This is a genomic window from Streptomyces sp. NPDC024687 (genome assembly GCF_055559055.1).
In genome coordinates this window covers 409,795-426,525 of sequence record NZ_JBVHLJ010000005.1, presented here as the reverse complement: position 1 = coordinate 426,525, position 16,731 = coordinate 409,795, and the positions used below count along the sequence as shown (strand labels likewise).

The following is a 16,731-nucleotide window of genomic DNA, read 5'->3' as shown; positions in this document are numbered from 1 at the left end:
GCTCCCGCTCCTCGCGTTCAGGGCGGCTCCTCCGGCTCCCTGGCGGTACGGCGACTGGATCTTGGCGGCAGCTTCCCGTCCTCTCCGCGTACCCGGCGCGTGCGGGTGCCGCCTTGACTCCGGCCGGCCCGGCCCCGCTCTCCCTCCGCGCCCTTGCGCGCCGCACGCGGCTCGTCCGGCTCGGTCCGATCCGCAGTGGCGTGGGCAGTCTCCGCAACGTGCGCGACGGAGTCGCCGCCGGCTCGTACCGCGTCACCCGCCGCTTCCGTCACACCCGCAACCGGTTCGGCCACGCTCGCGGCGGCGCCGCCCACCGCCTCACCGGCACTGCCTACGGTCCGGCTCGCCTCACGGCCGACATCCTCCACCGCTTGCCCGGCGCCGCCGCCCACGTCCTGAACGGCTCTCCCGGCTCCCTGACCGACATCCCGCGCCACGGAACCAACACCCTGCCCCACATCCTGCACGGCAGCCCCGGCGCCCTGCCCCACATCCCGTACGGCAGCCCCAGCGCCCCGGCCCACGTCCTGGACAGCGGTCCCCGCACCCCGGCCGACCTCCTGGACGGCCCTTCCGGCGCCCGTACCCAGCTCCCCCACGGCGTGACGTGCTCCGACGCCGACATCCTGCACGGCGGACCCGACTCCACGCGCCAGCTCGTGAAGGATCTCCGGGTTGCGGTCGAGCGTGGTGAGCACTCGGTCGATGATCTGTGCGACATGGTGGAGACGCACCTTGAGCTGGGCCTGTGCCTCGACACCCGAGATGCCCAGGTGCACGCGGCCGAGCGAGACGTCGGCACCCACATTCAGTTTCAGCAGATCCAGCACCTCGGCCTGCAGCGAGACATGCGCCCGCAGATCCTCGACGTCCAGGTCGATCTCGTCGACCTTCAGGATCGGAACGTCGAGAAAGACGTCGGGGCTCGCACCGACTGCGTCCTCCTCGTCGTAGGACGCCGGCTCCTCGTCGTAAGCCTCGGCATTGGCGTACTCGTCACTGTCCTCGGCATCGAGTTCGTCACCGTGTTCGTCGTCGTAGTCCTCGACGGAGCCCTCGTCGTTCTCGACGTTGCCGCGCATCGCCACGCCTCCGCGGTTTTGGCGTATGTTTCGACCATTTTCATCCATTGTGGCGATTGATGCGCGGTAGGTATCGTCCGCCCAAGCGAGGGCGATGGCCGCCAGGCATCTTGGGATGGTTTCGTCTGACTCATCCCTGCCGAGCTCACACGTGGCCGCGTGATCCAGTTCGACCAGCGCGAGCGGGGACATGACCAGCAGGCCCGCCGCCATGATGGCCGCGTTCGCAGCGGCTCGTCCCAGATGCGGGTCGCCATGGCAGCAAGGTGGATGCCCTGGCGGATGATCTCGGCCTCGCTTATACCCCGGCGCTTGGCGGCCTCTTCGATGATGGCCAGTCCTCGGGGTCCGCGTAGACGTTCGTGCGCTTCATGGACATGTACCAACGACCTCACACGCCCCTACCTGGTCCATTCCTTGTCACTTGATCGTGGGCCCACTCAACAGCGCCCGCCAGCGCGGTAGTTCGGTGAACGGCACGATCACGCACAGGACAGTCACCGTTGCAGCGACCCACGTTCCCCACAGGGCCCACGCGGACGCTGCCGCCGCCACCAGGTGGAGCACGACCAGCAAGATGGTGACGATGCCCGGCACCGCAACGGGCGCGTCCGCGCCGGGCCGGTCGCCCGGGGTGCTGAAGACGGCGGGCAGTCCGATCAGCAGGAGGACGGCGCCGATCGCCAGTGGGATGGAGTACGACCACAGGGCCCAGGGGGTGCACACCCAAGCGGTCACCTCGCCGGCGACGCGCACGCCGCCTCGGACGTAGTCGTGCCCCGGCCGTTGTGTCCTGGTCCTCACGGTGCTTACGGCGGCCTCCTGACCTCGATCGGCAAAGGGCGCCTCCGAAGAGGACGACGGCTCGGCCGAAGAATTCGTGGCGGTCATGTCATCCCCCGGAGGCGTGATGAAGAGGGTCGGCCTGGAAGCCGGCGATCAGGGTGTCGATGAGGAAGTGGAAACTCCGCGTGACCTCGCGGGACATCCTGAAGCTGCCCGCGCCCTCGAGGGTGACGAACCCGTGAAGTGCTGATCGCATGGCCCGTGCGGAGTCGACCACGCGCTCGTCGGGCAGGCCGAAACCTGCGAGGACGTCGAGCAGAACCTGCAGCGCCGCTTCGCTGACGCGGCGGTCCTCCTCGTCACCGGCCGCTGGAGCGGGGAGGGTGGCGGCGTAGCGGCCGGGATGCTCCAGGGCCCAGCGGCGGTAGCTGTCGGCGAACGCCCGGACCGCGTCCGGGCCGGAACGGCCGACGGACCCCCGGGCCAGCTGATGGGCGAATTCGCGCTTGGCCCGGACGGAGATGCCGTGCCGCAGTTCCTGCAGGGAGCCGACGTGCTTGTACAGGGACGGCGGCCGTACGCCGAGCCGGTCGGCCAGCAGACCCATGGTCAGGTCGGCCAGACCGACCTCGTCGGCGAGCTCCGCTCCCGCCGCGACGACGGTGCTCGTGTCGAGGCCCGCCCTAGGCACGGGCGTGTGCTTCCAGGAAGGCCAGCATCAGGGACACCGTCTCCTCGGGGTACTGGTCGTGCGGGTAGTGGCCGGCTCCCTCGATCACCGCGAGCTCTCCGACACCGTCCGGCATCGCAGCTACGATCGCCTCGCCCTCGGCGCGCGGATCGACCCAGTCGGGGTCGAGCGAGCCCTGCACGATCAGGGCAGGGCACCGTACGTTGCCCAGCTGGGCGCCGGCGTCGGTCGGTGCCGACTGCCCCATCTTCTGCAGCGCCCGCATCCGGCCGGGCTCGCCCAGCATCGCCTCGACGCGGGCCAGCCGGTCGGTCCAGTCGGCCGGCTTTCGGCCCGGGTAGGCGTGGTCGAGGTAGCGGGACCACAGCCCCACCCTGCCGAAGAGGCTGGCGCCGAGCAGCCGGAAGGCACCCTTGCGGTAGCTCTTCGAGCGGAAGTCGCCGAGCTTGATCGACTGCGCGCGCGTGAAAGGACCCAGTTCGACGATGCCCCTGACCAGTCCGGCATCCTGAGCGGCCGCGATGGTGGCGGCGCCGCCGGAGATCGAGTGGCCGACCAGGACGGCCGGGCCGCTGTCGATGTGGCGGATCACCGCGAGCAGATCGCCCGCGATGTCGGTGCGCGAGTAGGAAGCCCATTGCGCGCTCGACTCGCCGCAGCCCCGCAGGTCGACCGCTGCCACCCGATATCCCGCCGCCACCAGACGCGGCAGGACGAACCTGTACGCCGCACGACTGTCCCCCATGCCGTGGGCCAGGACGATCAGCGGGCCCTCTCCGGCGACCTCGTAGGCGATGGTGCCGCCCGGGACGGAGACGAACTCAGCCATGACATCTCCCAGCTCGCTCACGGCCATCCGTAAGCTAATTTGATTAGCTAGAAGCTAATGGCCATAGCCAAGAGGGTCAACCCCTGTCGGGCCCTGACGCGGCGGAGGCGTCGGTGAGGTCGGCTCCGGTGGCGGCGACACGCTGGGCATGGCCGACGCCCCTCCAGTCCAGGCACATGACGGTCGCGTCATCCTGAAGGTGGCCGTGGTGGGCGTCGACGACCGCCGCGATGAGTGTGCGGGCGGCCTCGCGGGGATGCAGATCGCGCGTGCGCACGATCAGGTCGGGCAGATCGAGGCTGCCGTTGCGCTCCAGCATGCCGTCGGTCAGCATCACCAGCCGGTCGCCCGGCCGCAGGTCCAGCGACTGGACCCGGTAGCTGTGCGGGGCGGGGAAGCCGAACGGCATGTCGATCTTCGGAGTGAGCTCCCGCACCTGCCCGTCCCGCATCCGCAGCGGCCAGGGGTGCCCGGCGTTGACGAACTCGGTGGTGCCGTCGATCAGGCTGATACGCAGGAGCTGGCCGGTGACGTAGCCCTGGCGGCCGTGCTCGTGCATGGCCCGGTCGGCCTGGCGCGCCTGTTCGTCCAGGCCGCCACCGGCCCGCCGGGCCCGGCGCAGAGCGCCCACCAGCAGGGTGGCCAGCAGCGCGGCGTCGACATCGTGACCCATGGCATCGGTGACGGAGAGCTGGACCGTGTCCCGGTCGATCACGTAGTCGAAGGTGTCACCCCCGACGTGGTCGGCCGGCTCCAGCGCCCCGGCCACCGCGAACTGCGCCGCCTCGCACGCCAGCGACGCCGGGAGCAGCCGGTGCTGGATCTCCGCGGCCAGGCTGAGCGGGACGGTACGGCGGCCCCACTGGTACACGTCCGTGTAGGACCGGTTGGCGATGACGATGTACGCCAGGGCGTGCGCGGTCTCGCCGATCTCCCGCATCACCTCCGCGTCCGGCGCCGCGGGCAGGAACAGTTCGAGGAGCCCGATGGCGTCCCCGCGGTTGGTCACCGGGGCGACGATCCGCACCAGCGCGCCCTCGCCCCGCTCCTCCACGCTCGGCCGCTGGGTGCGGATCACGTCGTCGTACACGGTGCCCCGCAGCATGATCCGCCGGGCCGGTTCATCGGTCTCGACGCTGCCCGCCGCCCCCAGCCGTACGACCGAGCCGCCGGTGAAGTCGGTGATGAGGAACGACACCGACACCGCCCCGAGGTGCTCCTTGAGCATGCGCGCGACCACGTCGAGCGACTCCACGGGCGCCGCGGCCTCCGCCGCCGCCAATGTCACGGCCAGAGTCATCGTCCCGGCCAGAGTCATCGTCCTGTCCTGGCGACTGCCCTGGCGACTGTCCTGGCGACTTTCGTCCGCGCGAGGGCGGGAGGCCCGCCCGCCGTCCGGCCCTCGTGCGGTCACGTCGGTTCCTCACTGCTCGATGACGCCCAGGACTTCACCAGGGCCGCGTTCGACCCGCGGTCATGCGGCGGCCAGGAGGATGGCCGTGTAGTGCGCGCCGAAGGCGGCGATGGTGAGGGCGTGGAAGACCTCGTGGAAGCCGAACCAGGCCGGTGAGGGGTCGGGCCGCTTGAGTCCGTACACGACGGCGCCCGCCGTGTAGAGCAGACCGCCGGCGACGACGAGTACGACGATCGCGGTGCCGCCGTTGCGTGCGAAGTCGGGCAGGTTGAAGACGGCCACCCAGCCCAGTGCGATGTAGCACGGGGTGTACAGCCACCGGGGAGCCCCGATCCACAGGATGCGGAAGGCGATGCCGGCCAGGGCACCCGCCCACACCACGGCCAGCAGCACCCGCTGCTGACCTGTGGGCAGCAGAAGTACCGCCAGCGGGGTGTAGGTGCCGGCGATGATCAAGAAGATGTTCGCGTGGTCCAGCCGTCGCAGGATCGCCTCCCCGCGCGGACCCCACGTTCCGCGGTGGTAGACCCCGCTGGTGCCGAAGAGCAGACAGGCCGACAGCGCGTACACCGAGCAGGCCGCCACTGCCGCCGCCGAGCGCGAGACGGCGATCAGGACGATGCCGCCGACCAGGGACAGCGGGAACACGCCGGCGTGCAGCCAGCCACGCATCCTCGGCTTCAGCGCGGCCGCCACACGCTCCGCCGCGCCTTCCGGAGCGGCGTCAGCCGGCCGGCCGGTCGGGTCGCTTCGGTCGGCTGGGTCGGTCGCGCCGGTCGGGTCGGCAGGCGCATCGACCACGGGTCGCAGGAGGTCGGGAGCGGTGCCGGGACGAGGCTGGGGATCGGGCCTGCGTTCCGGCGGCTGAGTGTCTTCGGCGATCATGCGCCCGTATTCTGAGATCGAAGGATGAGTGCGGCTGGCCACTCGCTGCGGACTGCGGGTCAGATGCCGACCGTGTGCCGGGAGGCGGCGCGGCGGTACTCGGCGTTGATGCGCTGGGCTTCTTCCAGCTGGTCTTCGAGGACGATGATGCGGCAGGCAGCCTCGATGGGGGTGCCGTGGTCGACAAGTTCCCTGGCGCGGGCGGCGATCCGCAGCTGATAGCGGGAGTAGCGGCGATGTCCGCCCTCGGAGCGGAGCGGGGTGATGAGGCGGGCTTCGCCGAGGGCGCGGAGGAAGCCCGGGGTGGTGCCGAGCATCTCGGCAGCCCGGCCCATGGTGTAGGCGGGGTAATCGTCGTCGTCGAGACGGCCGATGGGATCGTCTGCTGTCATCTCACCTCTCTGCGGAACGCGTGGAGGGGTCCTGGTGCCGTGCGGCACCAGGACCCCGGAGGAACTGCTACACCATCTGCCGGCCCTGGTACTGCGCCGGCCTTCTGTTTCCGCTGACCCGACCGAGATGCTGTCGGGGCTGCTGGGATCGCTGTTGCCTGACCGGAGACCACCTCGCTGTCGATGTCCTGCGGTACCCGGGCTCGAGACCTCCGCCCGGGCGATCCTGATGGCGCTCGGCTCCTCCGTTCTTCCCTCTGAACCAATCACTTGCCAAACGGGTACTGCGTACTGCTCGCACTACTGATACTGCGAACCACTGGTGGCCTCGCGAAGCGCCACTCTCCGGCAGCCAGCCCCGTCGCCCGTCCTGCGTCTGCTCTGGCTTGGAACCCCACTGCCGAACCTCCCGGTGCGCGCGCCCGCAGCCGACGCCTTCACCGAGGTACTGCTCACTGACTTCACTGCTGGGTACTGCCAACTCGGTACCGCCAACGGCGGCCCCTGATCACTGCGGGCCACCCGGTCCGGTCGTCAGCCCCGTCGCCGTACCGCAAAAACCCTGGCTTCGGAACTCCACCACCGGACCGTCCTGCGCACTGCAACTACGTGCTACTGCCCGGCAGTTCATGTCTGCCGGGCCCTTCTGTCTCTCTGGGCTACGAGAGAAACCATAACCATGGCGGCACCCAATGTCTACTCCAGCCACGGTAGATTTTCGCGCGTCGAACGGTGCGGTAATCCACCTCGAACGGCGATGGAGGGCCGGCCGCGACAGTTCGGAGCGGACGGCGGTCGCGTCGTCCGTCATGCGAGGGAGGAGTGCGCGGGAAAAGGGAGGACAGTGGGAGGAGCAGGCCGTCGCTCGGGTCTTTGGCCGGAGTGGGGCGGCCACCTCGCTGGAGGTATCCCTTCGGGCTGGATCCCCGTGGTCTTTGGCGGTCCCCACCACGCCGGCCGGCGGGTCTCACGCCCGGAAGGACACAGCGATCATGACCGATCAACCGAATGCACTGCCGGACGTGACCTCTCTCCTCGTGAGCACCGACTCCCTCGAACAGTTTCTCCGGGTTCTCGCAGAGAGTGCGCTGGCCATGGCGCCCATGGCCCAGGGGGTCGGGATCACCCTGGAGCGGCAGCGGCGGCCCCTGACCGTGGCCAGCGTGGGTACGAGCGCTCCCGAACTGGACGAGGCCCAGTACGGGCAGGACGACGGGCCCTGTCTCCAGGCGCTGCGCACGGGCGAGGAAGTCGTCGTCGCGGACATGCTGGGCGAGGACCGCTGGGGGCCCTATCCGGCCTACGCGGCCGCCTGCGGTACGCGTTCGTCGGCCTCCCTGCCGATCGCCGCCCACACGCACACCGCCGGCGCCCTCAACCTGTACTCGCCGAAGGTCTCCGGGTTCGCCGACGCCGACCTCGCCGGCCTGCGCGCGCTCGCCGCCCAGGCCACCGGGGCCCTCGCACTCGCGCAACGCATCGCCGACGCGCAGGAGTACGCCGCCGACCTCCAGACGGCGATGGAGTCGCGCAGTGTCATCGACCAGGCGATCGGCGTGATCATGGGGAAGCAGCGGTGCGGGGTCGACGAGGCGTTCAACCTGCTGCGCGCCGCCTCACAGCGCCGCAACGTCAAACTCCGGGACGTGTGCGCGGAGTTGATCAGAGACATCGGCGGGAGTCCGCCCTCGCCGGGGCGAGCCCTGCGGCCCCGGCCCTGACGGGTCCGCCGTCCCTCACCGGGTCACAGGCTGGACAGCACCTGGGGCGAGAGGATCTTGATCATGGTGTTGGTCCAGCGCATCTGCCGCAGTGTCTGCGGATGGCACGCGGACGACAGGTCCAGGAGGCCGTCGTCCCGGGTGGCCTGTGCGGCCTGGGCGAGCATCTCCCAGTACAGGGAGTTCTGCGCGGCGGCCAGATGGAGGTCCCGCAGGTCGCGCAAGAGGAGCAGACCGGGCTCCGGCCGGTGACCGAGTGGCTCGGCCGCCTTCTCCCGCACCGCCGACAGCAGGCCCGGCGAGTGGTCCTTCGACAGGTCGCCGAGGCGCAGGCCGCGGTCCCGGCCGGTGTCGGCCAGGCGTTGGGCGTGTTCACGGGACCAGCGGGCGAGGTCGGCGGCGACGTAGTGGATCTCGTGTTCGGTGCGGTGGCGTTCGGCCACCGTCGTCAGCTCCTTGGCCAGGTGCCGCTCGCCGTGGAGGGCGCGCAGGGTGAGGTCGATGCCGGTCATGCGGTGTCCTCCTCGTCGCGGTCCCGGGAGGGTGCGGCCGACTGGGTGGCCAGGGCGCTGGGGCCGCCGGTCGTGGCGGGTACGGTGCCGGCGCGCGCGGGGGCGGACGCGGTGGTGGTCGGCGCCGGGGCGGTGTGGCCGTCGGCGTGTGCCACGCGGTGCAGCGCGGCCGCGGCGGTCTTGAACAGGGGCTGCTTGGAGACGGGGTCCCAGTCGGTGACGGTGGTCTCGTTCGCGGCGCGGCCGGATGTGTCGCCGTCCGGGGCGTGCCCCGCCTCGGTGTCCCAGTAGCCGTAGTGGAAGGGGACGAACAGCAGACCGGGGCGGATGTCGGTGAGGCGCAGTCGTCCTCGTACGGCGCCCCGCGGCGTCGTCACCTCGACCAGGTCCCCTTCCTCCAGTGCGAGCCCGGCCGCGTCGGAGGCGGACGCCTCCACCCACACGTCGGGGGCCGCCGCGTTCAGTTGCGGGGCGCGTCCGGTCTTCGTGCGGGTGTGGAAGTGGTAGAGGGTGCGGCCCGTGGTCAGCTGGAAGGGGTAGGCATCGTCGGGCGCCTCGTGGGGCGGCAGATACCCGGCCGCCTTGATCATGGCCTTGCCGTCGGGGTTGAGGGAGCGGTACTCGGCGATGTCCTGGGAGGCGCCGGTGACGAGGTCCTTGCCGTAGCTCTCGCAGACGTCCGGGTGGGCCCAGGTGATGCCGTCGGTGTAGAGGCGTTCCGTGCCGTCGGGGGCGTCGTCGTTGCACGGCCACTGGATGCCGGTGCCGCCGCGCAGCCGGTCGTAGCCGAGGCCGGTGTAGTCGCAGGGCCGACCGGCGCTGCAGCGTTTCCACGCCTCGAAGGCGGACTCGGGGTCGTGCCAGGTGATCAGTGGGCCGCCGTCCTTGTCCCGGAAGTCCATGCGGGCCGCGTAGTCGAGGAAGATGTCCAGGTCCGGCCTGGCCTCGCCGGGCGGTTCGACGGCCTTGTCCGACAGGTGGACCGTGCGGTCGGCGTTGGTGAACGTCCCCGTCTTCTCGCCCCAGGTGGCGGCGGGCAGGACGACGTCGGCGAGCTGCGCGGTCTCGGTGAGGAAGAGATCCTGGACGACGACGAGGAGACGCTCCTGCTCCAGGATCGAACGGATGCGGGACAGCTCCGGCAGGGAGACCGCGGGGTTGGTGCCGCTGATCCACAGCATGCGGATGGAACCCTGCTCGGCGTAGCGGAACATCTGCATGGCGTGGGTGGGCGGGGCGTAGTGCGGGATCGTCCCGGGATCGACGTTCCACACCTCGGCCAGGTCGGCGACGTGGCTGTCGTTCTGCCAGTTGCGGAATCCGGGAAGGTCGCCGTCGGCTCCGCACTCCCGGGTGTTCTGGGCGGTGGGCTGGCCGTTCATCTGCAGCACGCCGGCGCCCGGGCGCCCGAGCATGCCGCGGATCAGATGCAGGTTGTTGACCTGTACGGCGGCGGCGGTGGCCTGGTGCGACTGGTAGACCCCTTGCAGCACCGTGGACAGCAGCCGGTCGGCGGTGCCGAAGATCTCGGCGGCCTCGCCGATCCGGGCGGCCGGCACGTCACAGACACCGGCCGCCCACGCGGGGGTGCACTTCTTCACCCGGGAGGCGAGTTCGTCGAAGCCGACGGTGTGGGCGGCGACGTAGTCGTGGTCGACGCGGTCGGTACGGATGATCTCGTGGAGGAGCGCGTTGAGCAGGGCCACGTTGGTGCCGAGCCGCGGAGCCAGGTGTACGGCCGCTCTGCGCGCCACCTGCGTGGGACGCGGGTCGACGCACACCAGGCGGGGCGGATCGCCGCCCTCCAGCCGGTCGAGGATCCGCATCCACTGCACGGGCTGCGTCTCGGCGATGTTGTGTCCGAACAGCGCGATCACGTCGGCGTGGTCGATGTCGTCGTAGCTGCCGGGCTGTCCGTCGCAGCCGAAGGACTCCTTCAGCGCCTCGGCGGCGGTGGCCGTGCACAGGCGGGTGTTGCCGTCCAGGTGGTTGGTGCCGATCCCGGCCTTCGCCAGCACCGCGAGCGTGTAGTACTCCTCCAGGAACAGCTGCCCGCTGGTGTAGAAGCCGATGGATCCCGGGCCGCGCTCGTCCAGCAGCTCCCGGGAGCGGGCGACGATCCGCTGCATCGCGGTCTCCCAGTCGCACGGCACGAGCCGGCCGTCCCGCCGGATCAGCGGCGTCGTCAGCCGGTCCGCCGAGGCGTTCGCCTGCCAGCCGAAGAGGTCCTTGGGGCCCAGCCGGCCATGGTTGACCCGGTCCCGCGCGCGGCCGCGGACGCCCACCATGCGCCCGTCCACCACCGCGATGTCCATCGCGTCCCCGTCGGAGTGCAGGATCGACGCGGTCTGCACCCACCGCTGCACCATGCCCTGGTCGACGCCCTCCTCCAGGAAGGTGTCCACGCGGTCGGGCCACGGCTCGTGCCGGCCGTACGGAGTCCGGCTTCCCCACGGTCGGGCGATCCGGTCCACCGAAGCATCCATGTCCGCCTCCCTAGCGAACCCCCCAACGCTCCCCGCCGCCTGACGCGTCACCGCGTCTCACCGGTACCCTCCGCCACCCGTCACCTAACGCCGACCTGCGCCATCGGGGGGCCGCGGACCCTCACGGGATCCCGTACGACGAACGGGCCCGCAGGTGGACCCCGCAGACCCGTCCCCTCCGTCCGGTCAGCGCACTACCTGAGACGGGCGGGACGCCTGATGCCTGCGCGCCCCGCCTTCTCGATCCGCTCCGGTCCGGCGTTGTCGCGGTCCTCGTCCCTCGCGGCCCAGTCCCTGGGCTGCAGGAAGAGCATCTCGCCGGAGCCCGGCACGATGATCGCGCCGCCGAAGGGCTCGTCACCGGCGAACCAGACGCCGTCCGCGATGCCGGCAGGCCACCGACCACGGCCCAGGGCGTCCCTCGCACGCAGCGTGAAGGGGGTGCCGCTCTGATCTCCGAGGCGCAGGAAGAGGGTGTGGGTCGACTCCATGCCGATCTTCTCGACCGGGGCGCGGAATTCCAGCGGGTAGGTCTTGAACACTCGTGAGCACTTCCGGACCAGGTCCATGCGACCGGCGAAGAGGAACAGCGTCCACAGGAGGCCGAGCATGCCGATGATGGCCACCGGCAGCAGATACCCGATCCGGGTCACGAAAATCTGGCCCCACAGCAGCAGGAACACCGGGAAGAACTTGAGGAACTTCTTCAGCGTGACGCCGTAGTGGTAGCGCACCGCGCCCCGGAAGTCCGTTCCGTCGGTCGGGTACGGCGCGGGCGGGGTGTCCGAGACCAGATGATCTCTCCGTCGATCTCGCTCCGTCATCCGAACGGGCTCCTTTCCTGTGCCCCTGAGCCGGAATCCGGGAACGGCCCGGGCGCGTTGTCCACGTCGGCCGGGTCCGGTGCCGCCGGGTCTTCGAACGTCACCGTACGCGCGACGCCGAGCAGCACGCCGCGGTAGTCATCGGCAAGCTCCACCGACGCGGTGACCAGCTGCACGGTGATGATCGACGAGGTGCGAGGAACCGGGATCGCCACCGTGCCCTGCCAGACGGTCCCCTCCGCGGGGCCTTCCTGCCCCTCGGGGGGAGCTGTCGGCGCGACCGTGGTCCGTTCCGTCTCCCACAGGTATCCGGTCCCTGCGGGCAGCTCCACGGGCACGATGCCGTTGTCCTGCCCCGTCCCGCCGTCCCCCAGCATCTGGAGAAGCACGGCTTCAGGGTGCGCTCCCGAAGTCGGGACGGTGGAGACGGTGAGGACGGACAGCGTGGCCTCGCCGCGCTCGTCCGGGTGCATACCGAGAGCGCACCCCATCACCGCCTGGCTCCGCAGCATCGTCAGGACGACGGAGTAGAGCCGGAACACCTGGTCGGCGCGGTCCCGGACGGCATCGGGCAGTGCGTCGAGCTGCCGGGCCACCTCCTGGATGCCCTCGGGTGACGGCTGGAGGTCCAGCCGTAGGTATCCGTAGGGCAGCCCGTACCAGAATTCCGGCTTCGGCTCGGCCTCCACCGTGTCGAGGAATGTGTTCACAGCCGAATGCCTCCCACCAGTTCACCGATGTCCTCCGCGATGGCCAGCGCGCCGCTCTTGAAGCCGGTCGAGGCGGCCGCACCCTTGGTGATCTCGGACGCGTCGTGTCCGGGGCCGTTCTTCGGGAACACGCCCATGTTTTCCAGGGACGACGCCATGTTCGCCGCCACGTTGACGCCGTTGATGCCGTACTGGAGCGCTCCGGTCGCGGGGTCGGTCGCCACGTCGAGAGCCTTGAAGTTGAACGCGGGCACGATCTCCCTGCCGAATGCCCCCAGCTTCGAGCCGACCGACAGGGCCTCGCCGCCCTCTCGTGCGACCGCCGCCGCGAGACCCGCCTCGCTGCCGGCCCTGGCGAGGGCGCCGACTCCGGGCACCATGCCGAGGCTGTCACCGACCATGGAGCCCCACGCGAACGCGCCCTCCTTCCAGCCGTACTCGCCCATCAGCGAGTCCCTGAAGTCCTCGCTCGCAAGGTTCTTGGCCATGGAGACCGCGCTCGCCGCGACCGCGATACCCGCGAAGACCGGTGCCAGCGGGGTGGGGAGCAGGGCCAGCAGTCCGGCGATGGCGCCGATGGTTCCGGCGTGCTCCACGAGGAACTCGCCGACCGCCTTGAGGCCCTCGCCGATGGCGCTGAGGGTCTTGCTGAACCACCCCGGTTCCTTGGGGGCCAGCTTGTCGTCGGCCTCGTCGAGGGTGCGGGCGACGGCCTCGGCCGCGTCGGTGTGGGTGCCCTCCAACTCCTTCGCCTTCGCGATGACGTCGTTGTAGGCGGTGTTGGCGGTGTTGAGGTGAGTGGTGGCCTCGTTCAGTTCGCGCTCGGCGGTACGCAGGCGCTCCGTCGCGGCATCCGCCTCCGCCTGGCTGGGGTATTCCTTGCCGGCGAGCTTGAGGTCCGGGTTCCCCTTGGCCTGGTCGTAACGGGTCCTGGCCTTGTCGGCGTCGGCCTTGTTCTCGCGCGCGGCGTCGTCGTACTTCTTGGCCAGGTCGCGGTGGGAGGTGAGGTCGCCTTCCCAGGTGCCGAGCGCCGCGGCGGCTTTCTCGAGCGACTGCCCGGCGTTCCTCATGGCGGTCTTGAGGTCGCCGTCCAGGGTGTCGCGGAACGCGCTCGCGGCGTCTCCCTGCCAGCTGGAACTCGCTCCGAGCAGATACTCGATCTGACGGTGGCAGTTGTTGAGGGTGTCCGCCGCGGACTTCACCTTGCGGTGGAGGGAGGTGACCTGCTCGGGTACGCCGGGGACCGGGTTCCAGCCGAGGCTCGGGTAGGGGTTGTCGGCCACCGGTTACTTCCCCCCGGTATTCGCGGCGTTGGTCTCTTCCATCTTCTTGAGGGCCTTCGAGAGGTTCTCCTCGAACTGCTTGTAGCTCAGCGCGGTCTTTTCCACGCCTTCGTCCACCGCTTTGATCATGTCTTTCAACTGGCCGGTTCCGTACTTCCACTTGTTCTGGAAGGTTTCACACGCCTCGTCCAGCCGCGGAGTCCCGATCTGCTCGGCACTGACAGCGGAGAGCGCTTTGCGGGCTTCCTCCAGATCAGTGACAGATTGCTTCAATACCCGGCCAAAAGAGTCCAATTGGCCGAGGTCGACCTTGAATTCATCCGCCATGAGGCGACCCCCTTCTGAGACTGCGACAGACGTTCCACCGGCTGCCGGCGCGGGCCCCAGACTAAAGTATGAGCAAAGAGGGGTTATCGTCGTTCCCCCTGCGAAGCAGCAACGCTCGCACGGCGAGCCGGAGTTGGTCGGGCGGACCGGTCGAGCCCGGCTCCGAGCAAGAGAGCTCTCCACAGCTCACCGCCGGGGCGAGCTCTCAGCCCACGGGCGTAGTGCCCGGCGGTGTGATCGGTCGGCGGCGAGAACCCACACCTCCGGCTCCCTCCCCATGCTTCGTTTCCCAGGGCTGCACCCGGACTCGGTGGTCATCACCCCGGAAATCTGCGCGACTTGATCCCCGAGCGCAGTACGACACGGCGTCCTGGCTGTCGGCCGTACACCACTCTCCGGGAGGTGGAAATCGCGTCCGTGTCGCGTTCGGCGGAAAACGCTGCGGTCACGGCGTCGGCGAGAGCAGGGTCGAGCGTCCAGCGCCTGGCAGCGGACACGGACGGACTGGGCCGCGCCCAGGCGGTCCCCCGCGCTCTCCGGCGCCACGACACGACCCCCGCCCGTCCAGCGCCGCAGGTCGTCGACCGCGCCGGGGGTGGCCGGCATGACGGCCCTGTGCTTGACAAGGGGCACGCGAAGGAAGCCGGTCTCACGCCGGACGGCTTCCCCGCTGATCGCCGACTCCCCGGGGCCGTGTCTCAGTCGCGTGTGAGTCGGGCCAGGTGGGCGTCCAAGGGGTGAACACCTGCGGGCAACGGTTTCCGGGGGTCCGGGTTCCACCAGCGGATCGCCATGATCTCCTCGTCGGACCGGAAGTCCCGGATCGTGGTGGTGCTGCCGGCGAACAGGGCCGCGTACTCGGCTCGACGGTCCGGCGCGAGAACGAAGCCCGCGTAACCGATGAACCGGAGCGGCCCGTCGAACACCTGACCGCTCTCCTCCGACAACTCGCGTGCGGCCGCCTGACGAGGAGATTCCCCGTCCTCGATACGCCCACCGGGCAGTTCCCAGTGCCCGCGGTACCGGTCGAGGACCAGGAGGACACGGTCGGCGTGCCAGAGGGCGACCAACGACGCCGGCAGCGGGGCGTCACGCGGTGGCGCTCCCTCGGTGCCGCGGACGAACGCGACCAGGGCGTTGCCGCGGTTGTCGACCACGAGCGGTGGATCCGTGAAGTCGGACATCTCACCATGCTCCCCGACCGACACCCCTGGAAACCGATCAGTTTCTATTCTGTCGGAATCGAGCTAATCTCGCGGTATGACCACCCAAGCGAAGCCGAGCCCCCGAGAGCGTCTGCTGAACGCGGCGGCCGCGCTGACCTACCGATCCGGTGTCAACATCGGCGTCGAGGCGCTGTGCAAGGCGGCGGGGGTGTCCAAGCGCTCCATGTACCAGCTGTTCGAGAGCAAGGACGAACTGCTCGCGGCGAGTCTGGAGCAGCGTACTTCCGACTATGTGGCGACCCTCCTGCCCGCGGCGGACGACGACCGTTCGCCCCGGGAGCGGATCCTGCACGTCTTCGCGCAGGTGGAGTCGCAGTCGGCCGCGCCCGAGTTCCACGGCTGTCCCTACCTGGCCGCGCAGATCGAGCTCAAGGACCAGAACCATCCCGCGAGCCGGGTGGCCCACCGGGTCAAGGAGAACCTGACCGCCTACTTCCGCGGAGAGGCCGAACAGGGCGGGGCAGCCGATCCCGACCTGCTGGCCCGGCAGCTCAGCCTGGTCTTCGACGGTGCCAGCGCACGGGCGGGAATCGGAGCCGACAAACTGCCGGGACTCGTCGCCCCCACGGTGACCACCCTGCTCGACGCGGCGGGCGTCCGCTGACCTGGCCGACGGACGACGGCCGCCCCGCCGGAGGACCGCCGTACGACGGTCAGGCCGCCGCGGCACCACGCCCCTCGCGCTGTGACGCGGCCAGGTAGGCCACGAAGCCCAGGATGGCGAGCGTCCACGCCAGGGTGACCGGCTCCAGGCCCAGCGCGAGGCCGCCGCGGGAGCGGTTCACCGCCATCCAGTCGGCGAGCGAGGCACCCAGGGGGCGGGTGATGACGTACGCGGTCCAGAAGGCGGTCACCGCGTTCAGGCCGCTGAAGCGGTGGGCCAGTGCGGGCACGCAGATGGCGACCGCGAAGAGGACGACCGAGCCCAGGTAGCCGAGGCCGGCGGTGGCGGTGAGGTCACCCGCCGCGGTGCCGAGGGCGAACGTGGCGAGGACGGCCGCCCAGTAGAACGTCTCGCGGCGGCGGGTCCGGACGCTGTGGATGGACAGCGTGCGCTCGCTCGCGTACCAGAGGACGAAGACGGCGGCCAGGACGACGAGGAACGCCGGGGTCGAGACCACGTAGGGGACGCCGAGGCCGACGTGCAGGACGTCGGCCGCCATCGTGCCGAAGATGCTGACCATGACGACGGCGGTCCAGTAGACCCAGGCGATGTGACGACGGACGGTCAGCTGGACGGCCAGGGCGGCGACCAGGGCGACAGCGCCGGCGGCGACCGCCGGGACCGGGCCGAGCACGCGGGCCAGGAGGTCGGACGCCGTCTCTCCCATGCCGGTGGTCAGCACCTTGATGACCCAGAAGCAGGCGGTCACTTCGGGCACCTTGTTCGCCATCGGCCGCAGGGCACGGCGGGACCTGTCGTCCGGGTCGTCCAGGTCGTCGAGGAGGTGCGGTGTCGTCATGGCCCGCACGATGGCATGGTCAACCGCCTTCCTCCCAGACTGCTTTGCCATAGTTTTTGGGGCTCTGGTGGGTAAGTTTCCCCGCACGGCGGGCGGCCGC

Annotated in this window: 17 protein-coding genes and 1 pseudogene; 2 read left to right on the top strand and 16 right to left on the bottom strand. The window is 70.2% G+C overall.

The window, feature by feature from the left end:
- Positions 1-17: 17 nt before the first annotated feature.
- From ACZ39I_RS22100 to ACZ39I_RS22065, 8 genes and pseudogenes are all read right to left on the bottom strand, one after another.
- Positions 18-1,295, bottom strand: a complete 1,278-nt coding sequence (locus ACZ39I_RS22100; RefSeq protein ID WP_467246036.1) for a hypothetical protein — start codon at positions 1,293-1,295, stop codon at positions 18-20.
- 5 nt (positions 1,296-1,300) lie between these two features.
- A pseudogene (locus ACZ39I_RS22095) lies at positions 1,301-1,461 on the bottom strand (ribbon-helix-helix domain-containing protein); the annotation flags it as partial.
- Positions 1,462-1,502: 41 nt separating this feature from the next.
- Positions 1,503-1,886, bottom strand: a complete 384-nt coding sequence (locus ACZ39I_RS22090; RefSeq protein WP_467246035.1) for a hypothetical protein — start codon at positions 1,884-1,886, stop codon at positions 1,503-1,505.
- An 88-nt stretch (positions 1,887-1,974) separates the two neighbouring features.
- A complete protein-coding gene (locus tag ACZ39I_RS22085) occupies positions 1,975-2,559 on the bottom strand; it encodes a TetR/AcrR family transcriptional regulator (protein ID WP_467246034.1) in 585 nt (194 codons plus the stop codon).
- Entirely contained in the window at positions 2,552-3,388 is an 837-nt protein-coding gene (locus ACZ39I_RS22080; RefSeq protein WP_467246033.1) for an alpha/beta fold hydrolase, read from the bottom strand. Before ACZ39I_RS22080 ends, ACZ39I_RS22085 begins: the two co-directional genes overlap by 8 nt.
- A 76-nt stretch (positions 3,389-3,464) precedes the next feature.
- The gene (locus tag ACZ39I_RS22075) at positions 3,465-4,688 is read right to left on the bottom strand and encodes a PP2C family protein-serine/threonine phosphatase (RefSeq protein WP_467246264.1); all 1,224 of its coding nucleotides are present in this window, start codon (positions 4,686-4,688) and stop codon (positions 3,465-3,467) included.
- Between the two features lie 174 nt (positions 4,689-4,862).
- Positions 4,863-5,687, bottom strand: a complete 825-nt coding sequence (trhA, locus tag ACZ39I_RS22070; RefSeq protein ID WP_467246032.1) for a PAQR family membrane homeostasis protein TrhA — start codon at positions 5,685-5,687, stop codon at positions 4,863-4,865.
- A gap of 59 nt (positions 5,688-5,746) precedes the next feature.
- Positions 5,747-6,079 (bottom strand): helix-turn-helix domain-containing protein, encoded by a 333-nt coding sequence (locus ACZ39I_RS22065; protein ID WP_352387542.1) that lies wholly within the window; start codon positions 6,077-6,079, stop codon positions 5,747-5,749.
- A gap of 992 nt (positions 6,080-7,071) precedes the next feature.
- Here ACZ39I_RS22065 and ACZ39I_RS22060 point away from each other — a divergent pair.
- Positions 7,072-7,800, top strand: a complete 729-nt coding sequence (locus ACZ39I_RS22060) for a GAF and ANTAR domain-containing protein (RefSeq protein WP_467246031.1) — start codon at positions 7,072-7,074, stop codon at positions 7,798-7,800.
- 23 nt (positions 7,801-7,823) lie between these two features.
- Here the strand turns inward: ACZ39I_RS22060 and ACZ39I_RS22055 are convergent, their stop codons facing one another.
- The 7 genes from ACZ39I_RS22055 to ACZ39I_RS22025 all read right to left on the bottom strand — a co-directional run bounded on the left by ACZ39I_RS22055 (position 7,824) and on the right by ACZ39I_RS22025 (position 15,126).
- Positions 7,824-8,312 carry a hypothetical protein gene (locus ACZ39I_RS22055; RefSeq protein ID WP_467246030.1) on the bottom strand — a complete coding sequence of 163 codons (489 nt, stop codon included), beginning with the start codon at positions 8,310-8,312 and terminating at the stop codon, positions 7,824-7,826.
- A complete protein-coding gene (locus ACZ39I_RS22050) occupies positions 8,309-10,798 on the bottom strand; it encodes a molybdopterin oxidoreductase family protein (protein WP_467246029.1) in 2,490 nt (829 codons plus the stop codon). Before ACZ39I_RS22050 ends, ACZ39I_RS22055 begins: the two co-directional genes overlap by 4 nt.
- 194 nt (positions 10,799-10,992) lie before the next feature.
- The gene (locus ACZ39I_RS22045; RefSeq protein ID WP_467246028.1) at positions 10,993-11,622 is read right to left on the bottom strand and encodes a hypothetical protein; all 630 of its coding nucleotides are present in this window, start codon (positions 11,620-11,622) and stop codon (positions 10,993-10,995) included.
- Entirely contained in the window at positions 11,619-12,332 is a 714-nt protein-coding gene (locus ACZ39I_RS22040) for a hypothetical protein (RefSeq protein ID WP_467246027.1), read from the bottom strand. The genes ACZ39I_RS22045 and ACZ39I_RS22040 overlap by 4 nt, the downstream gene beginning before the upstream one ends.
- Entirely contained in the window at positions 12,329-13,615 is a 1,287-nt protein-coding gene (locus ACZ39I_RS22035; RefSeq protein WP_467246026.1) for a WXG100 family type VII secretion target, read from the bottom strand. Before ACZ39I_RS22035 ends, ACZ39I_RS22040 begins: the two co-directional genes overlap by 4 nt.
- 3 nt (positions 13,616-13,618) lie before the next feature.
- Complete coding sequence (locus ACZ39I_RS22030; RefSeq protein ID WP_403656143.1) at positions 13,619-13,942, bottom strand: hypothetical protein; 324 nt, start codon at positions 13,940-13,942, stop codon at positions 13,619-13,621.
- 698 nt (positions 13,943-14,640) lie between these two features.
- A complete protein-coding gene (locus tag ACZ39I_RS22025; protein ID WP_467246025.1) occupies positions 14,641-15,126 on the bottom strand; it encodes an NUDIX hydrolase in 486 nt (161 codons plus the stop codon).
- A gap of 76 nt (positions 15,127-15,202) precedes the next feature.
- Here ACZ39I_RS22025 and ACZ39I_RS22020 point away from each other — a divergent pair, with 76 nt between their 5' ends.
- Positions 15,203-15,772, top strand: coding sequence for a TetR/AcrR family transcriptional regulator (locus ACZ39I_RS22020; protein WP_467246024.1), 570 nt, complete (start codon positions 15,203-15,205; stop codon positions 15,770-15,772).
- A gap of 49 nt (positions 15,773-15,821) precedes the next feature.
- Here the strand turns inward: ACZ39I_RS22020 and ACZ39I_RS22015 are convergent, their stop codons facing one another.
- Positions 15,822-16,631, bottom strand: a complete 810-nt coding sequence (locus ACZ39I_RS22015; protein WP_467246023.1) for a COG4705 family protein — start codon at positions 16,629-16,631, stop codon at positions 15,822-15,824.
- Positions 16,632-16,731: the final 100 nt, after the last annotated feature.